The sequence below is a fragment of the Streptomyces sp. NPDC058683 genome (assembly GCF_042716195.1).
In the GTDB taxonomy this organism is placed as follows: Bacteria; Actinomycetota; Actinomycetes; order Streptomycetales; family Streptomycetaceae; genus Streptomyces.
The window spans coordinates 95,283-113,506 of record NZ_JBHXSK010000035.1 but is presented as its reverse complement, the minus strand read 5'-3'; the positions used below and the strand labels follow the sequence as shown (position 1 = coordinate 113,506).

The following is an 18,224-nucleotide window of genomic DNA, read 5'->3' as shown; positions in this document are numbered from 1 at the left end:
GAGGAAATTCACGACATGAGCACCAACGTCCTGCGCACCGCCGACGGCTGGTGGGCGGTCCGCGACGCGCGCGCCGTCCGTATCGACACCAGGGCCGCGACCACCGCCGAGCTGATCGCCGACCGGGCCGCCGTACGGGAGGCGGCCCTGTCGGACGAGACGGGGACACCCGTCCCCGACCTGGTGGCCCTCTCCCCCGTCACCACCCCCTGCCGGGTGGTCGCCCAGATGGTCAACTACCGCAGCCACGCCCGCGACTCGGGCTTCACCGGGGACATCCCGCCGGCCTTCTTCCGCAAGGCGTCCGGCTCGGTCAGCGGCCCCGAGCAGGCCGTCGTCCGGCCCTCACATGTGCGGTTCCTCGGCTACGAGGTGGAGCTGGGCGTGGTCATGGGCGCGCCGCTGCCGGTGGGCACGGTGGTCGAGGAGCGGGACCTGCCGTCGTACGTCGCCGGACTCGTGATCACCAACGACGTGAGCGCGCGGGACGTACAGCTGACGAAGACGCAGTTCTACGAGAGCAAGTCGTACCCCACCTTCACGCCCACCGGGCCGTATCTGGCCCTGCTGGAGCCCGAAGACTTCGCCCATCTCCTCGGCCTGCGGCTGAGGCTGAGCGTCAACGGCGAGCTGCGTCAGGACCGCACTCTCGCCGACATGATCGTCCGCCCGGCGCGGGCACTCACCCTGCTCGCCCGTTTCCAGCCCCTGGACCCCGGTGACCTGCTGCTCACCGGCACCCCCGGCGGCACCGCCCTCAAGGCGCCGCCGAAGGCCGTCGAGAAGATCGGCTCGCTGCTGCCGCCCGCCCTGAAGTGGCGGGCGTTCTTCAGGAGCCAGGCCAGGAACTCGCACTACCTGCGCGCGGGCGACCTCGTGACCGCCGCCATCGCCACCCCGGACGGGCGGATCGACCTCGGCGAGCAGCGCAGTCCCGTGACCGACGCGAACTGAAGACCGGAAGCGAGCCGCACATGACCGTCGAGCACAACCGGCCGGACGTATCCATGGCCACCGACGAGCACAAACCGTCAGACGTTTCCCCGGTGACCGACCGCATCCTCCAGGCGGTGGGCGTCCACGAGGAGTTCGCCGCCCTCGCCCGTCCCGCGCGCGGCCTGCGGCTGCTGGACGCCCGGCACCGGGTGCTGGCCGAGTTCCCGCGGGCCGCGCAGGGAACGCACGGCTACCCGGGGACCAGCATGTTCGACCAGCCCGGGCTGGAGCGGGTGCTGCGCGAGGCGCTGGACCGCACCCCGGAGTGCGCACTGCGCGGCGGGGCCGAGGTCACCGGCGTCGTACCGGAGGGTGACGGCCCGGTCCGGGTGGCCTACCGCGACGACCGGGGGGAGCATGTGGTGCGCGCGGCCGCCGTCCTCGGCTGTGACGGCGCCGGCAGTGTCACCCGTGACGCCATCGGCGCCGGCTGGGAGGACCTGCGCTTCGAGGAGACCTGGACCGTCATCGACGTGCGCACCAGCCTCCCGGTCCGCTGCTGGGAGGGCGTCGACCAGATCTGTGACCCGGACCGGCCGGGCACCTTCATGCGGGTCGGCGAGGACCGTTACCGCTGGGAGTTCCGGCTGCCGGACGGCGCGGAACTGGACCAGGCGCGGCTACGGCTGCTGGTCGCGCCGTGGGTGGACCTCGTGCCCGGCGCCGACTTCGAGGTGGTGCGAAGGGCCCGGTACACCTTCCGGGCCCGGATCGCCGACCGCTGGCGGCGGGGCCGGGTCTTCCTGCTCGGCGACGCCGCCCATCTCACTCCCCCGTTCATCGGGCAGGGGCTGTGTGCCGGCCTGCGCGACGCCTACAACCTCACCTGGCAGCTCGCCAGGATCCTGCGGCAGGGCGGTGACGAGCGGCTGCTGGACACCTACCAGAGCGAACGCAAGCCGCACGCCCGCCATATGATCCGCCTCGCGATCGCCATGGGCTGGGCCATGACCGGCGGCCAGGACGGCGCCGCCGCGCTGCGCCGGGGCGCCCTGAACGCGGCGGTCCGTGTGCCGGGCCTGACCAGGCTGGCCGCCCGCGACCTGAGCCCGGCGCTGACCGCCGGTCCGCTGGTACGACGCCGGTTCCGCGTCGGCGGCCGCGATCCCGTGGGCCGGCTCTGCCCCCAGCCGTGGGTGAGCGCGGCCGGGCGGCGCGGCCGCCTCGACGACCTGCTCGGCGACTCGTTCGCCGTCCTGACCGCCGTACCGCTCTCCCCCTGGCTGCGGGCGGTCGCCGACGACCTGGGCGCGCGGACCGTTCTCGTGACAGGTCTGGGCGACGACGGCGGCCTGGCCGGCCTGCTGCGCGCGGCGGGTGCCGACGCCGTGCTGCTGCGGCCGGACCGCGTCGTGATGGACCTGGTCCCGGCCGGTGGCCACGACTTCGACGGCAGGGCCGGGTGGGCGTCCCTGCTGCACACCATCCGCGCAACCGGTCCTTCCCGGCGGACGCCCTGACCGCCGCCGTCGTCGTCGCCCGCGGTGCCCGGATCAGCTCGCGGCTACCTCGTGCTTCTCCCGCTCCGGCTCCACCGGTGCCTGCCGCGGCAGCTTCGCGCCCTCGATGTCCACGTCGGGCGTGATGCGGTCGAGCCAGCCGGGCAGGCCCCAGGCGCGGCGGCCGAGCAGGGCCATCGCCGCCGGTACGAGCGTCATGCGGACCACGAACGCGTCGACCAGGACACCGAACGCCAGGGCGAAGCCGATGGACTTGATGATCGGGTCGTGGTTGAAGACGAACCCGCCGAAGACCGCGACCATGATGAGGGCGGCGGCGCTCACCACCCGGCCGCTGCGGGCCACGCCCTGCGTCACCGCCTCGGCCGCGTCACCCGTGTGCTCGTGGTGCTCCCGCATGCGGCTGACCAGGAAGACCTCGTAGTCCATGGCCAGTCCGAAGAGCACGCCTATGAGCAGGACCGGCAGGAAGCTGGTGACCGGGCCGGCCGAGGGGATGTCGAGGACGCCGTTGAGGTGGCCCTCCTGGAAGACCCACACGGTGGCGCCCAGGGAGGCGGCGACCGACAGCAGGAACCCCAGGGCGGCCTTGACGGGGACGAGCAGGGACCGGAAGGCGATGGTCAGCAGGAGCAGCGCCAGGATCACGATGATGGCGACGAACAGCGGCAGCGCGTCCGACAGTTTGCCCGCGACGTCGATCGCGGCGGCCGTCGTACCCGCGATGTAGAGGGTGCCGCCCGCCTTGTGGACGGTGGACGCGTTCTCGCGCAGCCGGTGCACCAGGTCGGTGGTCGCCTGGGCGTCCGGACCGGTCTTGGGGACCACGGCCACGACGGCGAGGGTCGAGTCGGCGTTGGTGACCGCCGGGGCGACGACGGCCACCCCGTGGTCCCCCGCCATGGTCCTGCTCAGCGTCTTGACGGTGGACGTGCGGTCGGCGGCCGGGATTCCGTTCATGTCGACCACGGCGGTCAGCGTGGCGTTGAAGCCGGGCCCGAAGCCCTCCGTCAGCAGGTCGTAGCTCTTGTGCTGGGTGCTGTCGACGGGCTGCGAGGCGTTGCTGGGCAGGCCGAGGCGCAGGTCGCGGGCGGGCACGGCGAGCGCGAGGAGGCCGACCGTACCGGCCAGGAGGACCAGCAGCGGCTTGCGGGTGACGGCGCGGCCCCAGGCCAGGCCCCAGGAACCGGGAACGCGCCGGCGCCCCTCGGGGTCCTCGGGTCCCTCGGTGGGCTCGGTCCGCTCGGTCCGGCGGGCGCGGGGGCGCAGCCGTTCGCCGAACAGGCTCAGGACGGCGGGCACCAGGCTGACGGCGACGAGCACGGCGAGCAGCACGGTGGCGGCCGCGGCCAGGCCCATGACGGTCAGGAACGGGATGCCGGTGACCGCGAGAGCGGCCAGCGCGATGATCACGGTCGCCCCGGCGAAGACGACCGCGCCGCCGGCCGTGGCCACGGCACGCGCGATGGAGTCCGCCACGTCCTGGTCGGGGTCGGCGAGTTGCTCGCGGTGGCGGGAGATGATGAACAGGGCGTAGTCGATGCCCACGGCCAGCCCGATCATCAGGGCGAGCACGGTGGCGGTGCTGGTCATCTCGACCCAGCGCGAAACGAACTGGACGCCCAGGACGCCGATCGCGACGCCCACGAGGGCGGTCAGCAGCGGTAGTCCGGCGGCCATGAGCGAGCCGAGCGCCAGGGCCAGCACGGCGAAGGCGACCACGACACCGACCACCTCGGCGGGGCCGCCGACCTCGGTCTTGGCGTCCATCGCGGAGCCGCCGAACTCGACGGTGAGACCGGCGTGGCGGGCCTGGGCCATCGCGCGGTCCAGGGCGTCCTTGGACGTCTGCGGCACATCACTGGCCTGCTGGCGGAAGCGGACGTCCGCGTAGCCGATCCGCAGGTCCGCGGCGACCGTCCTGGTCTTCAGCGGGTCGGAGACGTCCAGGACGCCCGGCACCCGCGCCGCCTTCTTCAGGCTCGCCTCCAGGGCCGCCTCGGTCCCGGGCGCGGTCAGCCGGCCGCCCTCGGGGGCCGCGAAGACCACCCGGGCCACGCCCCCCGAGGCCTGCGGGAACTCCTTCTTCAGCAGCTCCTGGGCCTGCTGCGACTCGATCCCCGGCACCGAGAACTCGGTGGTCACCTTGCCGTGCAGGGTGATCCCGAGACCACCGACGACGGCGAGCAGCAACACCCAGACCGCGATGACCGAGCCGCGACGGCGTACTGCCCATCGCCCCCAGGTGTACAGGCGTGACGCCACGTTCCTCTTCCCTCTCACTCGCTCACTTCGCTTGCAACAACGTACGGCATTTTTACAGTCGACTGTAAATACGCCGCCGATGGTAAAGTGCCGGTCATGATGAGCGAGGGTCTGCGAGAGCGTTCCAAGGCACGCCGCCGTGAGGCGATCCTCAGGTCGGCGTACCGGCTGTTCGCCGACCGCGGCTTCGAGGCGACGACGATCGCCGACATCGCCGAGGCGGCGGAGGTCTCACCGCGCACGGTCACGCTGTACTTCCCGTCCAAGCTGGAGCTGGCGACCTCACGGTTCGACGCGTTCACCGACCGGCTGGGCACGGCGCTGCGGGAGCGCGCGGAGGGACACTCGATCGTGGACTCACTGGAGCACTGGCTGCGGACCGAGGCCGCCGACCACAGCGAGCTGGACGACCTCTACGACCGGATGCTCGAACTCAACCCGCAGGTCAGGGCGGTCGCGAACACTCACCTCGCGGAGGTCATCCAGGAGGGCACGCGCATCCTCGCCGAGGAGCGGGGGGAGGCCCCGGACGACTTCGGCCCGCGCATGGCGGCCGCCGCCGCGGCCGCGGTCGTCTGCGAGGTGATGTGCCACGCCCCCCAGGAGCGCGACATCGAGACGGCGTTGGCCTTCCTGCGCGCCGGAATCGCCGCCCTCCCCGCACCGCGGCCGGTCACCGACCCGGCGTCCTGAGCGCCGGCGCGGCACGGGTGGCCCGCTCGGTCGTCCGGGCCGCCCCCAGCGGCCTGCGGTCGCCTCAGCCGTCCGTCCCCTGCCGGGTGACGATCCGGCAGGGGACGGCGAAGTCCCCCACCCGGCGCTCCACTTCGGCCGCCGCCGCCCGGTCGCGCAGGGTCACGGTGACCGTCACCGTCCCCGATGCGGCCTCGGCGGTGAGTTCCTCGACGCCGTCGAGGCCGGCGAGAACCTCGGCCAGCACCCGGCGGGTGGCGTCGGCGCGCAGCGGCAGCCTGTACGGCTTGCCGACCGCGGTGAGCGGCAGTGCGTCGAGAACGCGGACGGCCTTGGGAGCGGCGGCCCGTTCGCTCACGTGCCGGGCGGCCCAGGCGAGGAGGTCGCCCTCCCCGACCGTGGCGTCGGAGAGGGTCACGTAGGCGACCGGCACCTCGCCGGCCCGCCGGTCGGGCTGTCCGACGGCCTGGGCGCCGGTGACCGCCGGGTGCGAGAGCAGCGCGTCCTCGACGAGACGCGGGTCGATGTTGTGGCCGCCGCGGATGATGAGGTCCTTCGCCCGGCCGGTGAGGTAGAGGAAGCCGTCCTCGTCGCGGCGGCCGAGGTCGCCGGTGTCCAGCCAGCCATCGGCCACCTTGCCCCGGCCGCTGATCCGGTAGCCGTCGCCGTCGCGGCCTTCGACGTACCCCGGGAAGACGGTGGGACCGCTGATGAGCACGGCGCCCGTCGCGCCGGTCGGCAGCTCCGCCCCCGTCTCCACGCCGACGATCCTGAAGTCCTGGTACGGCATCCGCTGCCCGACCGAGCCCGGACGGCGGACCCCGCGGAAACTGCGGGCGCTCGCGCACGTAGCCTCGGTCAGCCCGTAGCCCTCCAGCAGCGGGATCCCGGTCGCCGTCTCGAAGCTCGTGCGCACACCCTCGGGCAGCGCGGAGGCGCCGACCACCGCGGTGCGCATCGAGCCGATGTCCGCCCCGCCGACCGGACAGCCGGCCAGCCGGCCAGGACCGCGTACACGGTGGGCACGGCGCTCATGGTGGCGATCCGGTAGTGCTCGACGATGCGCCAGAACTCGGCGTACAGCGCTCCGTCGCGATAGCCCAGCGGCCCCGCCCACACGACCCGCTGGCCCCGGAAGAGCGGCGCGAGCAGGGTGACGACGAGCGCGTTGACGTGGAACAGCGGCAGCGCGGCGAAGGCGACCGAGTCCTCGTCCAGCAGGGAGTTGGCCGCGATCGTCCAGGCGTCGCTGATCTCGTTGGCATGCGTGTGCGCGGCGAGTTTCGGGGCCCCGGTGGTGCCTCCGGTGTGGAAGAAGGACGCCAGGTCCGAGGCGGTGGGCGGCTCGCCGAGGAAGCGGTCGCGCGGGCAGTCGGCGGCGATGTCGGCGAGGTGGGCCACGGAGGCATTCTCCACCGCGGGCACGGGCGTGGACGGGGCGGCGGTCGGGCGCAGCACCAGCACGTGGTCCACCAGGCCGGCCCCGGCCAGTGCCGCGGTGGTGGCGAAGGCCTCCGCGTCCAGCTCGGGGGATGCGGTGACGACCACGCGGGCACCGGCCCGGCGGACCAGCTCGGCCACGTGGTCGCGGGCCAGCGCCGGGTTGACGGGGGTCACGATGCCGGCGAGCTGCGCCGGTACAGGGCGTTGGCCGCCTGGTGCACGTCACCGAGCAACTCGGCGTAGGTGCGGTCCTTCGGCGTACGCCAGGAGGCGGCGTCGGGAAGGACGGTGAGCGCGGGCCGGTCGGGCCACAGCCCGGCCGCACGCCGCAGCAGGTCGTACGACGTTCCGGGCAGCCCGCGCTCCGCCAGCGGCACGGCCTCGATGACGGCCAGGTCGTCGGGGGTGTCGTAGCGCGGCCAGGTCAGGCCGGTGCCCGAAGGGGTGCCGGCGCTGGTGGTCACGTGTACCTCACCTAGTTCCAAGATTCCTGATGCAATCACCACTTCCGAGAGTATCGTCAGCCAAGAGGCGCCCACGCCCAGGGGCTGATCGCCTCCTCGCGGTGTAGCGTGAGTGGCCATTCGCCCGCCGAAAGGGGTGACGATTGGCCGGGCAGCGTTGGCGGTTGTCCATAGCGGTCATGACCCATCGGCTCCGGCTGGAGATGGCGGAACGGCTTCGGGCCGGTCACCCCGGTCTCGACATCCGCATCGTCTGCGACACCGGGCCGCAGGGAGAACGCGGATCGCTGCGCTCCGCGCAACTGGCGTGGGCCGCGGCAGGACCCGACGCCACGCATCACCTCGTCCTCCAGGACGATGTCCGCCTCACCCGGCACTTTCTGACGGCGGCTCAGTCACTCGTCGCCCACCGTCCGGACGGTGTCACCTCCCTGTTCGTGGAGTGGGGGGCCTGGACGGCGTCCGTGGTACGGATCGCGGCGCTCACCGGCGCCGGCTGGGCCGAGGTCGTCGACAACTACGTCCCGACCCAGGCGGTCGTCATGCCGGTCAAGACCGCCAGGGACGTCAGCGACTACTTCAAGGAAGCGCTGCGCGGCGACGAACCCGACGATGTCGCGCTCCGCACCTACCTGGGCCGAAACGGCCTCGTCCCCCATGTGTCGGTGCCCAACCTGGTCGAGCACCGGGACGTCTCCAGCCTGACCGGCAACCATCACCACGGGATGCGCTGCGCCGCCTGCTGGGCCGCCACCACGCCGCTGTCCGGAGTGGACCTCCGGCGGTCGGTCACGGGCATCGACTCCGTTCCCGTCATGGCCTGGTGGGGGAAGCCCGGGGCGTACTTTCGCGTACGTGACGCACAGGAGCCCGAAGGCTGGCGGAAGGTACCGGCGCTGCAGGTCCTCGCGGGTCTCGGCCTGGCCGCGGACGACGTCGGACGACTGGGCCGGCACGCCCTCCGCGACGCGGACCGGGCCCGGCAACTGCTCGGTGACTTCCTCCTGTTCGAACTCTGGCTCGCGGCGTTCAGCCTCGGCATCCGCACCGCCGACGTCGGCGCCTCCCGCACCCACGGCCTGTCCGGCGCGGACGGCATGTCAACTCCGGTCGGCCGCCGTGCCCTTGCCACCCTGGCGCTGGGCGCGATGCGGAACGCCGTACCGCGCCGCCTGTTCGCCACGGCCACTGCCGTACTGACGCCGGTCGTGCGGGACGCCGTCCGGCTCGGTCTGGGCATCCGCGGTGCGGGCCAGGGGTCGTAGTCAGGGGCCGTCCGGCGCCGCCGTCGGATCCGGCCAGTCGTTGTCGTCGTCGGGATCCGGCAGGACCGCGAGCTGCTGCGCTCCCCCGGTCCGGAACCGGAGTCGCCGGCGGTAGCCGGCGGCACGGGCGTACCGGACGAGCGTGCGGTACTGATCGGCCGCCTGCTCCGGGTAGTGCGCGTCGCTGGCCAAGGTGATCTCGACGCCCGCCTCGTGGCACATCCGCAGCAGCGCCGGCGCCGGGTAGGGCTCCAGCGCCTGGTAGCGCAGACCTGCGCTGGAGACCTCGAAGGCCACGCCGTTGCGCTGTGCCGCGTCGACCAGCCGGCGGTAGAGGTCGACGGGCTCCTGGTCGCACCGGTGGCCGAACTTCTTCACCACGTCGGGATGGGCGAGCACCTGGACCAGGCCCGATTCGGCGAGTTCGACGACGAGTGCGAAGTAGTCCTCGTACGAACGCCGGACGCCACGGCGTGCGAACTCGGCGGTCATCCCGTCGTGGTCCACGGCCCACGCGCCGATCCAGTGCACGGATCCGATGAGGTAGTCGAACGGATAGCCGGAGAGAACGTCGAGGATCTTCTCCATGCGGCCCGGCAGGAAGTCGACCTCCAGCCCGAGCAGCACCGGCAGTCCACGGTCCCGCGCGGACAGTACGGCCTCGGTGTACCGGTCGAGGCGGAGGTTGAGTTCGTCGTAGTAGTACCGGCGGGAGCGCTCGGTGAGTTCGGCGGATTCGCCGACGTTCCAGAACCCCGCGGCCACGGGCTTCAGGTCGACGAAGCGGTGCATGTGTTCGGTGAAGCCGACCTCGGTGGCGCCTCGGGACAGGGCCCGCTCCACATATGCGTCGACGTGCCCTTTCGGGTACACGCCCGGGGGCGGGCTGTCCGGCCGGGGTGTGTGCGGATGCAGGTGGACGTGGTAGTCACCCATGCCGCTCCACCGCCCCGGTGCCGGAAACCCCGCCGGTGAACCGTGCCTCGTACCGGGTCATGGTCGCGAAGAACTCCGCCTCGGAGTCGAGTCCGGCCGCGTCCGCGAAACTGAGGAGGGCGAACAGGGCATCACCGAACTCGGCCCGCACCCGGTCCGACGGCCGGGATCCGACGGTGGATTTCGCAGCCGAGGGAGCGTAACCGCATTGCTTGAGAAAAGCACCGGCCAGTTCCCCCAACTCGGCGCACGCGTCGAGGAGGGCGACGTCCGCGGTGACGCGCATGGCCGAACGCCGACGAAACTCCCCCGTCAAGTCCTGGCATGCGTTGAGCGTTGCGGGGCTTGTCACATCGGTGGGATGCGCCTCGCTGATCATCGGTGGTGACCTCACCTTCGTACGAGAAAAATGGCGGGAATCCGACCACGGCCCCATGGCGAGCCGGCTATTCAATGTGCGAGGGCAACTGCCCTTACGTCAACCCGTGCTGCAGCCGGCCCCACTGCACCGGCCGCCGCATACGCGGGTGTTCCGGAAATGCGGGCACTTCTGAATAGGGCTCAACGGAATAGGGCATGAAGCGGTTCGGGATGACGGCAGCGGGACAGGAGTGGCATGAGACTGATGATGATCGCCTCCAGCTTCCACCCCACGATCGGGGGCGCCGAGACATACGCGCATGTGACAGCCGAGGGTCTCGCCGGTCGTGGCCACGACGTCATGCTGGTCACCGATGCTCCGCGGGGTGGACTCCCGGGTCAGGTCGTCGACGGCGACCCGCGTGGGGTCTCGGTGCGCAGGTTCTTCCGGTATCGCGAACTGCTCGCCGACACCAGCAAGGTGCCCTGGGAACAGATGACGTTCGCGCTGGCCCCGGAACTCGCCGAGAGCGTGGCGGAGTCGCGCCCCGACCTGGTTTTCACGAATACGCTCGACGCCGCCCTGGCCGGGAAATGGATCGCCGTGGACAGGGGCATTCCGTGGGTGGCGACCTTCCATGAACACGAGCCGGAGGCCCAGCCTTTGGGAAGTGCCCGGCTGCGGGTCGTGCACGAGATCCTGAGGCCGTCGCTCGTACTGGCCTGTGCGGAGAACTACGCCGACCGCGCCCGCCGACATGGGTCGGCCGATGTCACCAGACTGATTCCGCACGGTGTGGACACCGAGAGGTTCCGCCCGGACCGTGACACGACGCGGCTTCGGCGCCGCTACGGTTATGCGGACACCGATCTCGTCATCGTCTGCGCCGCCCAGCTCAAACCGCGCAAGGGAATACTGGAACTCATCCAGGCCTTCTCGTCGGTGCACGCCCGCCGGCCGCACACCAGACTGCTGATCGTGGGTGCCGTCAGTTCCTCGTCGGGCGACTATCCCGGCAAGTTGCGGGCCGAGATCGAGAAGCACGGGCTCCAGGACGTGGTGTGCATCGACGACGAGGTGCCGTTCCCGCTGATGCCGGACGTACTGGCGCTGGCCGACGTCGTCGCTCAGCCCAGTCAGGGTGAGGGTCTGAGCCTGGCCATGCTGGAGGCGATGAGCTCGGGACGCCCGCTGCTCACCACCGACTTCCCGGGCATCCGCGAACTGGTGCGGGATCCCGGCTCCGCCGTCCTGGTGCCGTCCCCGGACCCCGGTCACCTCGCCGACGCCCTGTTCCGGCTCGTCTCCGACGACGCGCTGCGCGCACGCATGGGCACACGGGCACGCGAACAGGTCCTGGCACATTTCACCCTCCGGCGGATGGTCGAGCGGACGGAGGAGGCGCTGCTCTCCACGCTGGACGGCTGAGCATCCGCCCGCCGGTCAGTTGCGCAGCCGACGGGGCACCTCGCTCAGCCGCTCCAGAGCCGAAGCGCCGTCGGCCGCGGCCACTTGGAGCGCCAGCACGTCGGGCGCGAGCCCCTCGATGACGGTCCGGCACAGTTCGACCACCTCGGCGACCTCGCCGTAGCGGGGAAACCGCCGCAGGACACCCTCGCTCCCCAGGGCGTCGGCGTCCTCGCGCAGCCGGCGGGGACTGCCTTCCCGCAGCCGTCGGGGGGTGCGCATGCCCCGCCAGGGCCGGAGGGCCTCCGCTGCCTCCTCGTCGCTGCCGGCGAAGACCAGGAAACAGGTGAGGATCACCCGGGGAGGCTGCCGGCCCGCTGCCGCCGCGGCCTTCCTGGCCACGTCGACGACTTCCTTCCGGGTGCGCGCCACGTCCTTCACCGAGGTGATCACGCCGTCCGCCAGCCGCCCCGCGGCAGCCGCCGACCGAGGTCCGGACGCGGCCAGATGGACCGGCAGCGGCCCGGCGGCCGGACTGTGCAACTTCATGGCCGACACCGGGTAGTACGGCCCGTCCGACGTCACCTCCGTGCCCGCGAGCAGCGGCCGGATCAGGCCCATGGCCTCGGTGGTGCGCGCCAGGCGCTCACGGTACGGCGGGAGAGTCCCCAGCAGGGGTTGCTCGTTGACCGCCTGCCCGAGGCCGAGTCCGAGTTCGAACCGCCCTGCGGAGATCCGGTCGACGGTCGCCGCCGCCTGCGCGACCAGGACCGGGTGCATCCGGAACAGCGGGCAGACGGCCGCCGACATCAGCGTCGCGGTACGGGTGGACGCGGCGAGCGCGCCCAGCGTCGACCAGCTGAACCCGGCGGCTCCGCCGACGTCGACCCAGGGCTGGAGATGGTCGGACACCAAGAGCGCCTCGAACCCGGCGGATTCAGCCAGCACCGCCTGCCGGATCAATGACTCGGGCTGCCATTCCTCATGTGCGAGGAACCATCCTATACGCGTCCGTGACCTCATTTATTCCCCTTACGGTTTGCGTGACCGCGCCATTCTGTTCCGGTCGGCCCATGCCGATGTCTTGACAGGGTGTCGGGGCGGCTGGAGAGTAAATCGCGGGCGAGTCGTGATCGGCCGGACAACCGGAGGTGGGCGTGGCACTGCGAATTGTTTCCGTGGTCGGCGGCGATATCTCCTTACTGCCCTACTTCTTGGCTCACTACCGGAATCTGGGTGTCGAGAATTTCCATGTGATACGCCATGTCGAAAGCCTGGACGACCCGAGTCTGCACCCCTCGGCAGCGGTGATGCGGGACTTCGGACACGAATTCACCGACATCTGTGTCGCCCCTTGGCACGAGGACCTCAATGCCGCGCTCATCCAGAAGGAGCGGAGCGCCCACCCGGACGACTGGTGGGTCGTCGCGGACCTGGATGAGTTCCATGTCTATGACCGGCCGTTGGCCGACGTGGTCGGGTACTGCGAACAGCACGGGTTCGACTTCGTCCAGGGAGCGTTTCTCGACCGCGTCTCCGCCGAGGGCCGTCTCACCGGCCCGGTCCCGCACGGGCTGACCCCGCTCTGGCAGCAGTACCCCCTGGCTGGATTCCTCACCTTCCCCCTGCTGGACGGCAGGCCGACGAAGGTGACGCTCGCCCGGGGCACGGTGGAACTCGACCTCGGCCAGCACTACGCCTGGACCGGCAGGGGCGTTCCCGTTCACGAGATCCACGCTCAGGTGCATCACTTCAAGTGGACCGCCTCCGTACGGCGTCGCCTGGTCAGACGGGTGGCCGCCTACTCGTCGGGCGAGTGGCGCCTGCTGCACCGTTCCGTCGTCGGAGAGTCACAGGCGTTCCTCGGTCACCTTGAGGGGAACGGCGGCAGGATCGACGTGACCGAACCGGCCTTCCGCTTCTCGCGCTGTTCCTTCGACTACGCGGACTACCCGGGGTGGGCCGAGGTCGGGCCGATGCTCAGCCGCCGGTTTCGCGCGTACGACGCGGCCCGGCAGGAACGGCGCCGCGCTCCGTCCGGCGAGTGACGGCACCCCAGGACGCGGGCGGCGACCGGTCATACCGGCGCCGGCACCGGTCACGTCAGCACCGGTGCCGTACGACCCGCGCTGGTCCCGCCGCTGCGCCGGAACGGTGTGATGATCTTCCGGACGGCCTCGGCGGCCCCCCAGTCGTCGTCATCGTGGGCGATGACGCTGAGGAGTTCCCGGAGGTGGAGGAGAGGCATCCGCTCCTCCCAGCCGTCCTGGAGTCCGGAGATCTCCCGGTACACGGCGAAGAAGCGGTCCGCGACGGCCGGGCGCGGCGAGCACCACAGCATGCTGAGGTCGACTTCCGGCCAGTTGTAGGAGACGGCGGGGTCGATGAGCACGGGGGCGCCGTCGTCGGTGGCGACGATGTTCTCCTGCCAGAGGTCGCCGTGGGTCAGGCACGGGGGCTGGGACGGGACCAGTTCGGGCAGGGCCGCGCACAGCCGCTCCAGGGCCTGGCGTTCGTCACGGTCGAACTCCGCCTCGACCAGCGGTTCCGACAGCCAGCGCAGGATGCGCCGCTGGGCGAAGAAGGTGGGGCCGTCCGTCTCCCAGGTGTTGTCCTGGCGGAGTCGGCCCAGCCAGCCGTCCCGGTGCCAGCCGAACCGGTCGCCGGTGGTGGACATGTGCAGGGCGGCGACCATGTGGGCGAGTTGTTCCCAGAACCGCTCGTCGTCCCGGCGCGGCTGCATCTTCTCCAGCACCAGCAGGTTCGGAGAGGCGAACAGCACGTCCGGGGTGTTCGCCCCGCCGGGACTGCGCAGTTCGGACAGTCCGGTGGATTCGACTGTGAATATGTCCCGGTCCGGCCCGAGCAGCGTTTTGGCGAATAACTCGGAGCCGTCCTGGAGTGTCGCCAGGCCCGCGATGGCGACCACCCCTCCGACGGCCCTTTGCACTTCTTTCGCGGCATATCCTGCGGCACGGAGCCGCTCGGCAAGTATCTCCTCGTTCGACACCCGGAAATCAAAACATGTTTCCCGTGCGGACACCAGGGAGCGGTCGCGAGAAATGCGCTCCCAATATTGGTGATCTTCTGGCCGGTATCGTTCTGTCACAGGTCATCGGTAGGCCCGCGCCTGCATGGTGTAAAGCTCCGCATACAGGCCGCCCCGGCTGATCAGAGTGGCATGGTTTCCGGTCTCGGCGACCCGGCCATCGGAGAGCACGACGATGAGGTCCGCCATTCTGACCGTCGAGAAACGGTGCGAAATCAGCAGCGTGATTCCGCCGTGGGCGGCGGATCTCCCGGCCTGTGCGGCATAGCGTTCGAAAAGGGCGTGTTCGGCGTCGGCGTCGAGGGCCGAGGTCGGTTCGTCGAGCACGAGCAGCAGCGGCCGCTCGCGCATGAACGCCCGGCCGAGAGCCAGTTTCTGCCACTGGCCGCCGGAGAGTTCCGCCCCGTCGGCGTAGCTCCTGCCCAGCTGGGTGGCGAGCCCGTCCGGCAGCGAGTCGAGGACGCCGGTCGCCCGCGCCCGGTCCAGAGCGGTCCGCACCGCCTTCTCCGAGTGCCCGCGTGGCAGATCCCCCACTCCGACGGTCAGCCCCACCGCGAACTCGTACCGGACGAAGTCCTGGAATCCGGCGGCCGTTCGAGCCCGCCAGGCCTCGGGCGGAATGCGGCCGAGATCGGTGCCGTCCAGGAGGATGTCGCCCGCGGTGGGCCGGTAGAGCCCGCACAGGAGCTTGACGAGGGTCGACTTGCCCGCCCCGTTCTCGCCCACCACGGCGACGACCGCACCGGCCGGGAGACGCAGCGTCACGTCCCGCAGGGACGGCCTCGCACTGCCGGGGTAGGCGAACGACACCCCGCGCAGGGTGATGCCGTCCCGGAGACGCTCCGGTACGGCCGCCTCGCGCGCGCCCTCCGGCACCGGGTCGAGTGCTTGGCGCAGGTCACGCAGGCGCCGGTCCACGCCCGTCAGGCGTTGCAGGTCGGGGACGAGGTTGACGGTCTGCGCCACCTGGATGTTGGCCTGTGCGGCCAGCACCACGATCAGCACCACGTCGCCGACCGTGCGACGGCCGGTGACGGCCTCGTGCAGCATCAGCAGCACCGCCCCCACATAGGCGGCGGCGAACACCAGTTGACTCACTCCACGTACTGCCGCGGCCCGGCGCTGGGCCCGCCACAGGATGCCGCTCGCCCGGTCCCACAGCGCGGCGTGCCGGGTCCTCACCTCACTCTCCAGCTGGAAGGCCTGCAGTTCCTTGGCCGAGGCGGCGTCGGTGGCCTGCCGGAACAGGTTGAGGGCGCGCCGGGTCGGCTCGGCCGCGGCGCTCCTGGCCGCGTCCATGAGCCGTTCGGCACGGCGTCCGGCCAGCACTGGCGGCACCGCGGCCAGCGGCAGCAGGAGCAGCAGCGGATGCAGCAGGGCCAGCATGACGACGGTCAGCAGCATCCCCGCTCCGAGGCCGGCGAGGGTCAGCAGGGCCTGGAGCGTGCCGCGGGTCTGCTGGACCTCGCGCTCCAGGACGCTGAACTGGTCCGCTCGTTCGGGACTCTCGTGGCCGTCGAGACCGGGCGTCCCGTTGGCGAGGTGGATCAACTGGTCGCCGTAGTCGAGCATGTTCAGCTCGGCGAGCTCGAAGTAGGCGATGTGTGCGAAGTGTCCGCAGGTGAGCGAGGCGATCAGCAGGACGGCGACCAGGACGGCGGTGAGCACCGCCTGCTCCGTCGCGCCGCGCTGGGCGGCGTCGAAGAGCCGGCGCAGGGCGAGCCCGGCCAGCGGCATGGCGGTGCCGCCGGCCAGCATCAGGCCGAGCGCGGTCACGGTCTTGCCTCTGCTCTGGCGCCAGCACATGGCCAACAGGCCGGCGGATGCGCTGAGCAGGCCGCTCATGTGCGTGCTCCGGGACGCTCCGGTGCGGGGCCGGGCGCAGGTTCCGGTGCGGGGCTGTCGTCATGGTCCGGTGCGGGGCCGGGCTCGGCGGCGAAGCGGTACGCCTGGAGCCGGAACAGGCGGGCGTACTCGCCGTTGCCGCGCAGCAGTTCGTCGTGCGAGCCCTCCTCGCTCACCCGCCCTCCGGCCAGTACGACGATGTGGTCGGCGTGCCGCACCGTGGCGAAACGATGCGAGATCAGCACCGTGGTCACGCCCTCGCGGACGAACTCCTCGAAGAACCGTGCCTCGGCACGTACGTCGAGCCCGGCGGTCGGCTCGTCCAGGACCAGTACCCCGCCACCGTGCCGGAGCCGGAACAGTGCGCGGGCGAGCGCCAGCCGCTGCCACTGGCCGCCGGACAGGTCGGTGCCGCCGGTCAGGTGCGTGGCGAGCGGGGTGTCGAAACCGTCGGGCAGCGCGTCGAGGGCGTCGGCCACACCGGCCTCCCGCGCCGCCGCCCGGATCTCCTCGCGCGCGGTGGCGGTGCCCGTGTGCCGGACGGCGCCGTACCCCACGTTGTCGAAGGCGCCGGTCTCGTACCGGTTGAAGTCCTGGAAGACGACGGCGACACGGGCCCGCCAGGCGTCCGCCGGAGAGGCGGCAAGGGGCCTGTCGTCGACGGTGATCAGCCCCTCGTCGGGTTCGTAGAGCCGGGTGAGGAGCTTGACCAGGGTGGTCTTCCCGGCGCCGTTGGCGCCGACGATCGCGGTGCACTTCCCGGCGGCGATCCGCAGGTCGAGGCCGTCGAAGACCCGCTGGGCCCGGCCGGGATAGGCGAAGGAGACCCCGGAGAACCGGATGCTCCGGAGCGGCGCGGACGCGAGCGGCTCCGCGGCCGGCGGCGCCTCGGCCGGCGGCACCTCCGCCGGCGGCTCGGCGCTCAGCGGCGCCCGTTGCGGTACGCCCGCCGAGAGACGCCCCGCACCCCGCTCGAACGCCGTCAGCGCGCGGTGGGCGTTCATGCCCAGGATCGTCTGCATGTCGGACTCGGGGTAGAACTCGCCGAGCCGGATGCCCGCCAGCACCGCCTGGGTCGCCAGCGCCAGACCGGTGAGCGAGGTGTCCCCGGCGCCCGCCGCGGCGACGGCGGCCAGGACCGTCGCCGTGACCACCAGGCCGAACGCCGTGTAGCCGAGATACGGCCACAGCAGCAGCCGGCGCCGCTCCGCCCACGCCGGCATCAGCCACGCCAGGGCCGCCTCGCGATGGCGGTCGCGCAGCCACTCGGCCAGGCCGAAGACCCGGATCTCCTTGCCCGCCGCGGCACCCGTGGCCAGGTCCCGCAGATAGCGTTCCTCCCGCCGGCGCCCGGCCAGGGCCGCCCAGCTCTCCATGTGCCGATGCAGGCCCCGGCGCAGCCCGTGACGCAGCGCCACAACGGCGACGAGGATCCCGAGCCCGGCCGGCCAGGAGAAGCAGTACCCGATGATCACGACGCAGCACGCCAGTTGGACGCCGCGTGCGAGCAGATGCAGCAGCCCGGCGCATGCCTTGCCGGGGCTGTCCGCCCCGAACTCCAGCTCGCGCCGCGCCTCAGCGAGGTGTTCGAGCAGCCGCGGGTCCTCCAGCGGGCCGATGCCCGGGCCGCGCAGGGACACGGCGACGAGACGGTCGAAGAGCCTCCCGTCGACCCGTCTGGCGACCAGTTCACCGAGCGCGCCCTGGCACGGGGCCACCAGTTGTTGCAGGGTGAAGGCGACTGCCGCCACGGCGAACGCGCTCATCACGGCCGACCACTGCGGCGATCCGGTGCCCGCGGCCACGGCGTCGGGGAGCCGGCCCAGCATGACGCTGCTGCTCACCACGAAGACCACGGGCAGTGCGCCGAGCAGTACGTCGCAGGCGATCGTCGCCAGCACCGGCCCCGTGCCGGCCTGGGGCACCAGCTCCGCGATCCGCCAGAGCCGGGCCCGTGCCGGGCGGGCCGTGGTCCCCTCAGGGCCGGTCGCGGACCGCCGGCCCATGGGACACCTCCTCGCCGGACGGCGCGTTCGGCGG

Annotated in this window: 15 protein-coding genes and 1 pseudogene; 6 read left to right on the top strand and 10 right to left on the bottom strand. The window is 71.8% G+C overall.

The features are described 5' to 3' along the window. Window positions 1-15 precede the first annotated feature (15 nt). Window positions 16-954, top strand: coding sequence for a fumarylacetoacetate hydrolase family protein (locus ACFWXC_RS33720; protein WP_384484566.1), 939 nt, complete (start codon window positions 16-18; stop codon window positions 952-954). A 53-nt stretch (window positions 955-1,007) separates the two neighbouring features. Further along, window positions 1,008-2,456, top strand: coding sequence for a bifunctional 3-(3-hydroxy-phenyl)propionate/3-hydroxycinnamic acid hydroxylase (locus ACFWXC_RS33715; protein ID WP_384484599.1), 1,449 nt, complete (start codon window positions 1,008-1,010; stop codon window positions 2,454-2,456). A gap of 33 nt (window positions 2,457-2,489) precedes the next feature. On the opposite strand, the gene ACFWXC_RS33710 is transcribed toward ACFWXC_RS33715, so the two are convergent. Continuing rightward, the gene (locus tag ACFWXC_RS33710; RefSeq protein WP_384484564.1) at window positions 2,490-4,721 is read right to left on the bottom strand and encodes an MMPL family transporter; all 2,232 of its coding nucleotides are present in this window, start codon (window positions 4,719-4,721) and stop codon (window positions 2,490-2,492) included. Window positions 4,722-4,817: 96 nt separating this feature from the next. On the opposite strand from ACFWXC_RS33710, the gene ACFWXC_RS33705 reads away from it, so the two are divergent. Further along, window positions 4,818-5,414, top strand: a complete 597-nt coding sequence (locus tag ACFWXC_RS33705) for a TetR/AcrR family transcriptional regulator (protein WP_384484562.1) — start codon at window positions 4,818-4,820, stop codon at window positions 5,412-5,414. Between the two features lie 64 nt (window positions 5,415-5,478). Here the strand turns inward: ACFWXC_RS33705 and ACFWXC_RS33700 are convergent, their stop codons facing one another. The 3 genes and pseudogenes from ACFWXC_RS33700 to ACFWXC_RS33690 form a co-directional block, all read right to left on the bottom strand. Beyond that, window positions 5,479-6,048 (bottom strand): hypothetical protein, encoded by a 570-nt coding sequence (locus tag ACFWXC_RS33700; protein WP_384484597.1) that lies wholly within the window; start codon window positions 6,046-6,048, stop codon window positions 5,479-5,481. A 108-nt stretch (window positions 6,049-6,156) separates the two neighbouring features. Beyond that, window positions 6,157-6,995: pseudogene (locus tag ACFWXC_RS33695) on the bottom strand (AMP-binding protein); the annotation flags it as partial. 32 nt (window positions 6,996-7,027) lie between these two features. Next, on the bottom strand, window positions 7,028-7,321 hold the full coding sequence (locus ACFWXC_RS33690) for a hypothetical protein (protein ID WP_384484560.1): 294 nt from the start codon (window positions 7,319-7,321) through the stop codon (window positions 7,028-7,030). Between the two features lie 179 nt (window positions 7,322-7,500). On the opposite strand from ACFWXC_RS33690, the gene ACFWXC_RS33685 reads away from it, so the two are divergent. Beyond that, window positions 7,501-8,586: a hypothetical protein gene (locus ACFWXC_RS33685; protein WP_384484558.1), complete on the top strand. Its 1,086-nt coding sequence runs from the start codon at window positions 7,501-7,503 to the stop codon at window positions 8,584-8,586. Here ACFWXC_RS33685 and ACFWXC_RS33680 read toward each other — a convergent pair whose 3' ends face one another. Beyond that, entirely contained in the window at window positions 8,587-9,522 is a 936-nt protein-coding gene (locus ACFWXC_RS33680) for a histidinol-phosphatase (protein ID WP_384484556.1), read from the bottom strand. Beyond that, window positions 9,515-9,901, bottom strand: a complete 387-nt coding sequence (locus ACFWXC_RS33675; protein WP_384484554.1) for a hypothetical protein — start codon at window positions 9,899-9,901, stop codon at window positions 9,515-9,517. Before ACFWXC_RS33675 ends, ACFWXC_RS33680 begins: the two co-directional genes overlap by 8 nt. A gap of 237 nt (window positions 9,902-10,138) precedes the next feature. Here ACFWXC_RS33675 and ACFWXC_RS33670 point away from each other — a divergent pair, with 237 nt between their 5' ends. Continuing rightward, complete coding sequence (locus tag ACFWXC_RS33670) at window positions 10,139-11,311, top strand: glycosyltransferase family 4 protein (protein ID WP_384484552.1); 1,173 nt, start codon at window positions 10,139-10,141, stop codon at window positions 11,309-11,311. 15 nt (window positions 11,312-11,326) lie between these two features. On the opposite strand, the gene ACFWXC_RS33665 is transcribed toward ACFWXC_RS33670, so the two are convergent. Then, window positions 11,327-12,313 carry an LLM class flavin-dependent oxidoreductase gene (locus ACFWXC_RS33665; protein ID WP_384484550.1) on the bottom strand — a complete coding sequence of 329 codons (987 nt, stop codon included), beginning with the start codon at window positions 12,311-12,313 and terminating at the stop codon, window positions 11,327-11,329. A gap of 128 nt (window positions 12,314-12,441) precedes the next feature. On the opposite strand from ACFWXC_RS33665, the gene ACFWXC_RS33660 reads away from it, so the two are divergent. After that, window positions 12,442-13,338, top strand: a complete 897-nt coding sequence (locus tag ACFWXC_RS33660; RefSeq protein WP_384484548.1) for a glycosyltransferase family 2 protein — start codon at window positions 12,442-12,444, stop codon at window positions 13,336-13,338. Window positions 13,339-13,388: 50 nt separating this feature from the next. Here the strand turns inward: ACFWXC_RS33660 and ACFWXC_RS33655 are convergent, their stop codons facing one another. From ACFWXC_RS33655 to ACFWXC_RS33645, 3 genes are all read right to left on the bottom strand, one after another. After that, window positions 13,389-14,300, bottom strand: coding sequence for a fructosamine kinase family protein (locus ACFWXC_RS33655; protein ID WP_384484546.1), 912 nt, complete (start codon window positions 14,298-14,300; stop codon window positions 13,389-13,391). Between the two features lie 102 nt (window positions 14,301-14,402). Further along, complete coding sequence (locus ACFWXC_RS33650) at window positions 14,403-16,184, bottom strand: ABC transporter ATP-binding protein (protein WP_384484544.1); 1,782 nt, start codon at window positions 16,182-16,184, stop codon at window positions 14,403-14,405. Beyond that, window positions 16,181-18,190: an ABC transporter ATP-binding protein gene (locus ACFWXC_RS33645; RefSeq protein ID WP_384484542.1), complete on the bottom strand. Its 2,010-nt coding sequence runs from the start codon at window positions 18,188-18,190 to the stop codon at window positions 16,181-16,183. The genes ACFWXC_RS33650 and ACFWXC_RS33645 overlap by 4 nt, the downstream gene beginning before the upstream one ends. Between the last annotated feature and the right edge of the window lie 34 nt (window positions 18,191-18,224).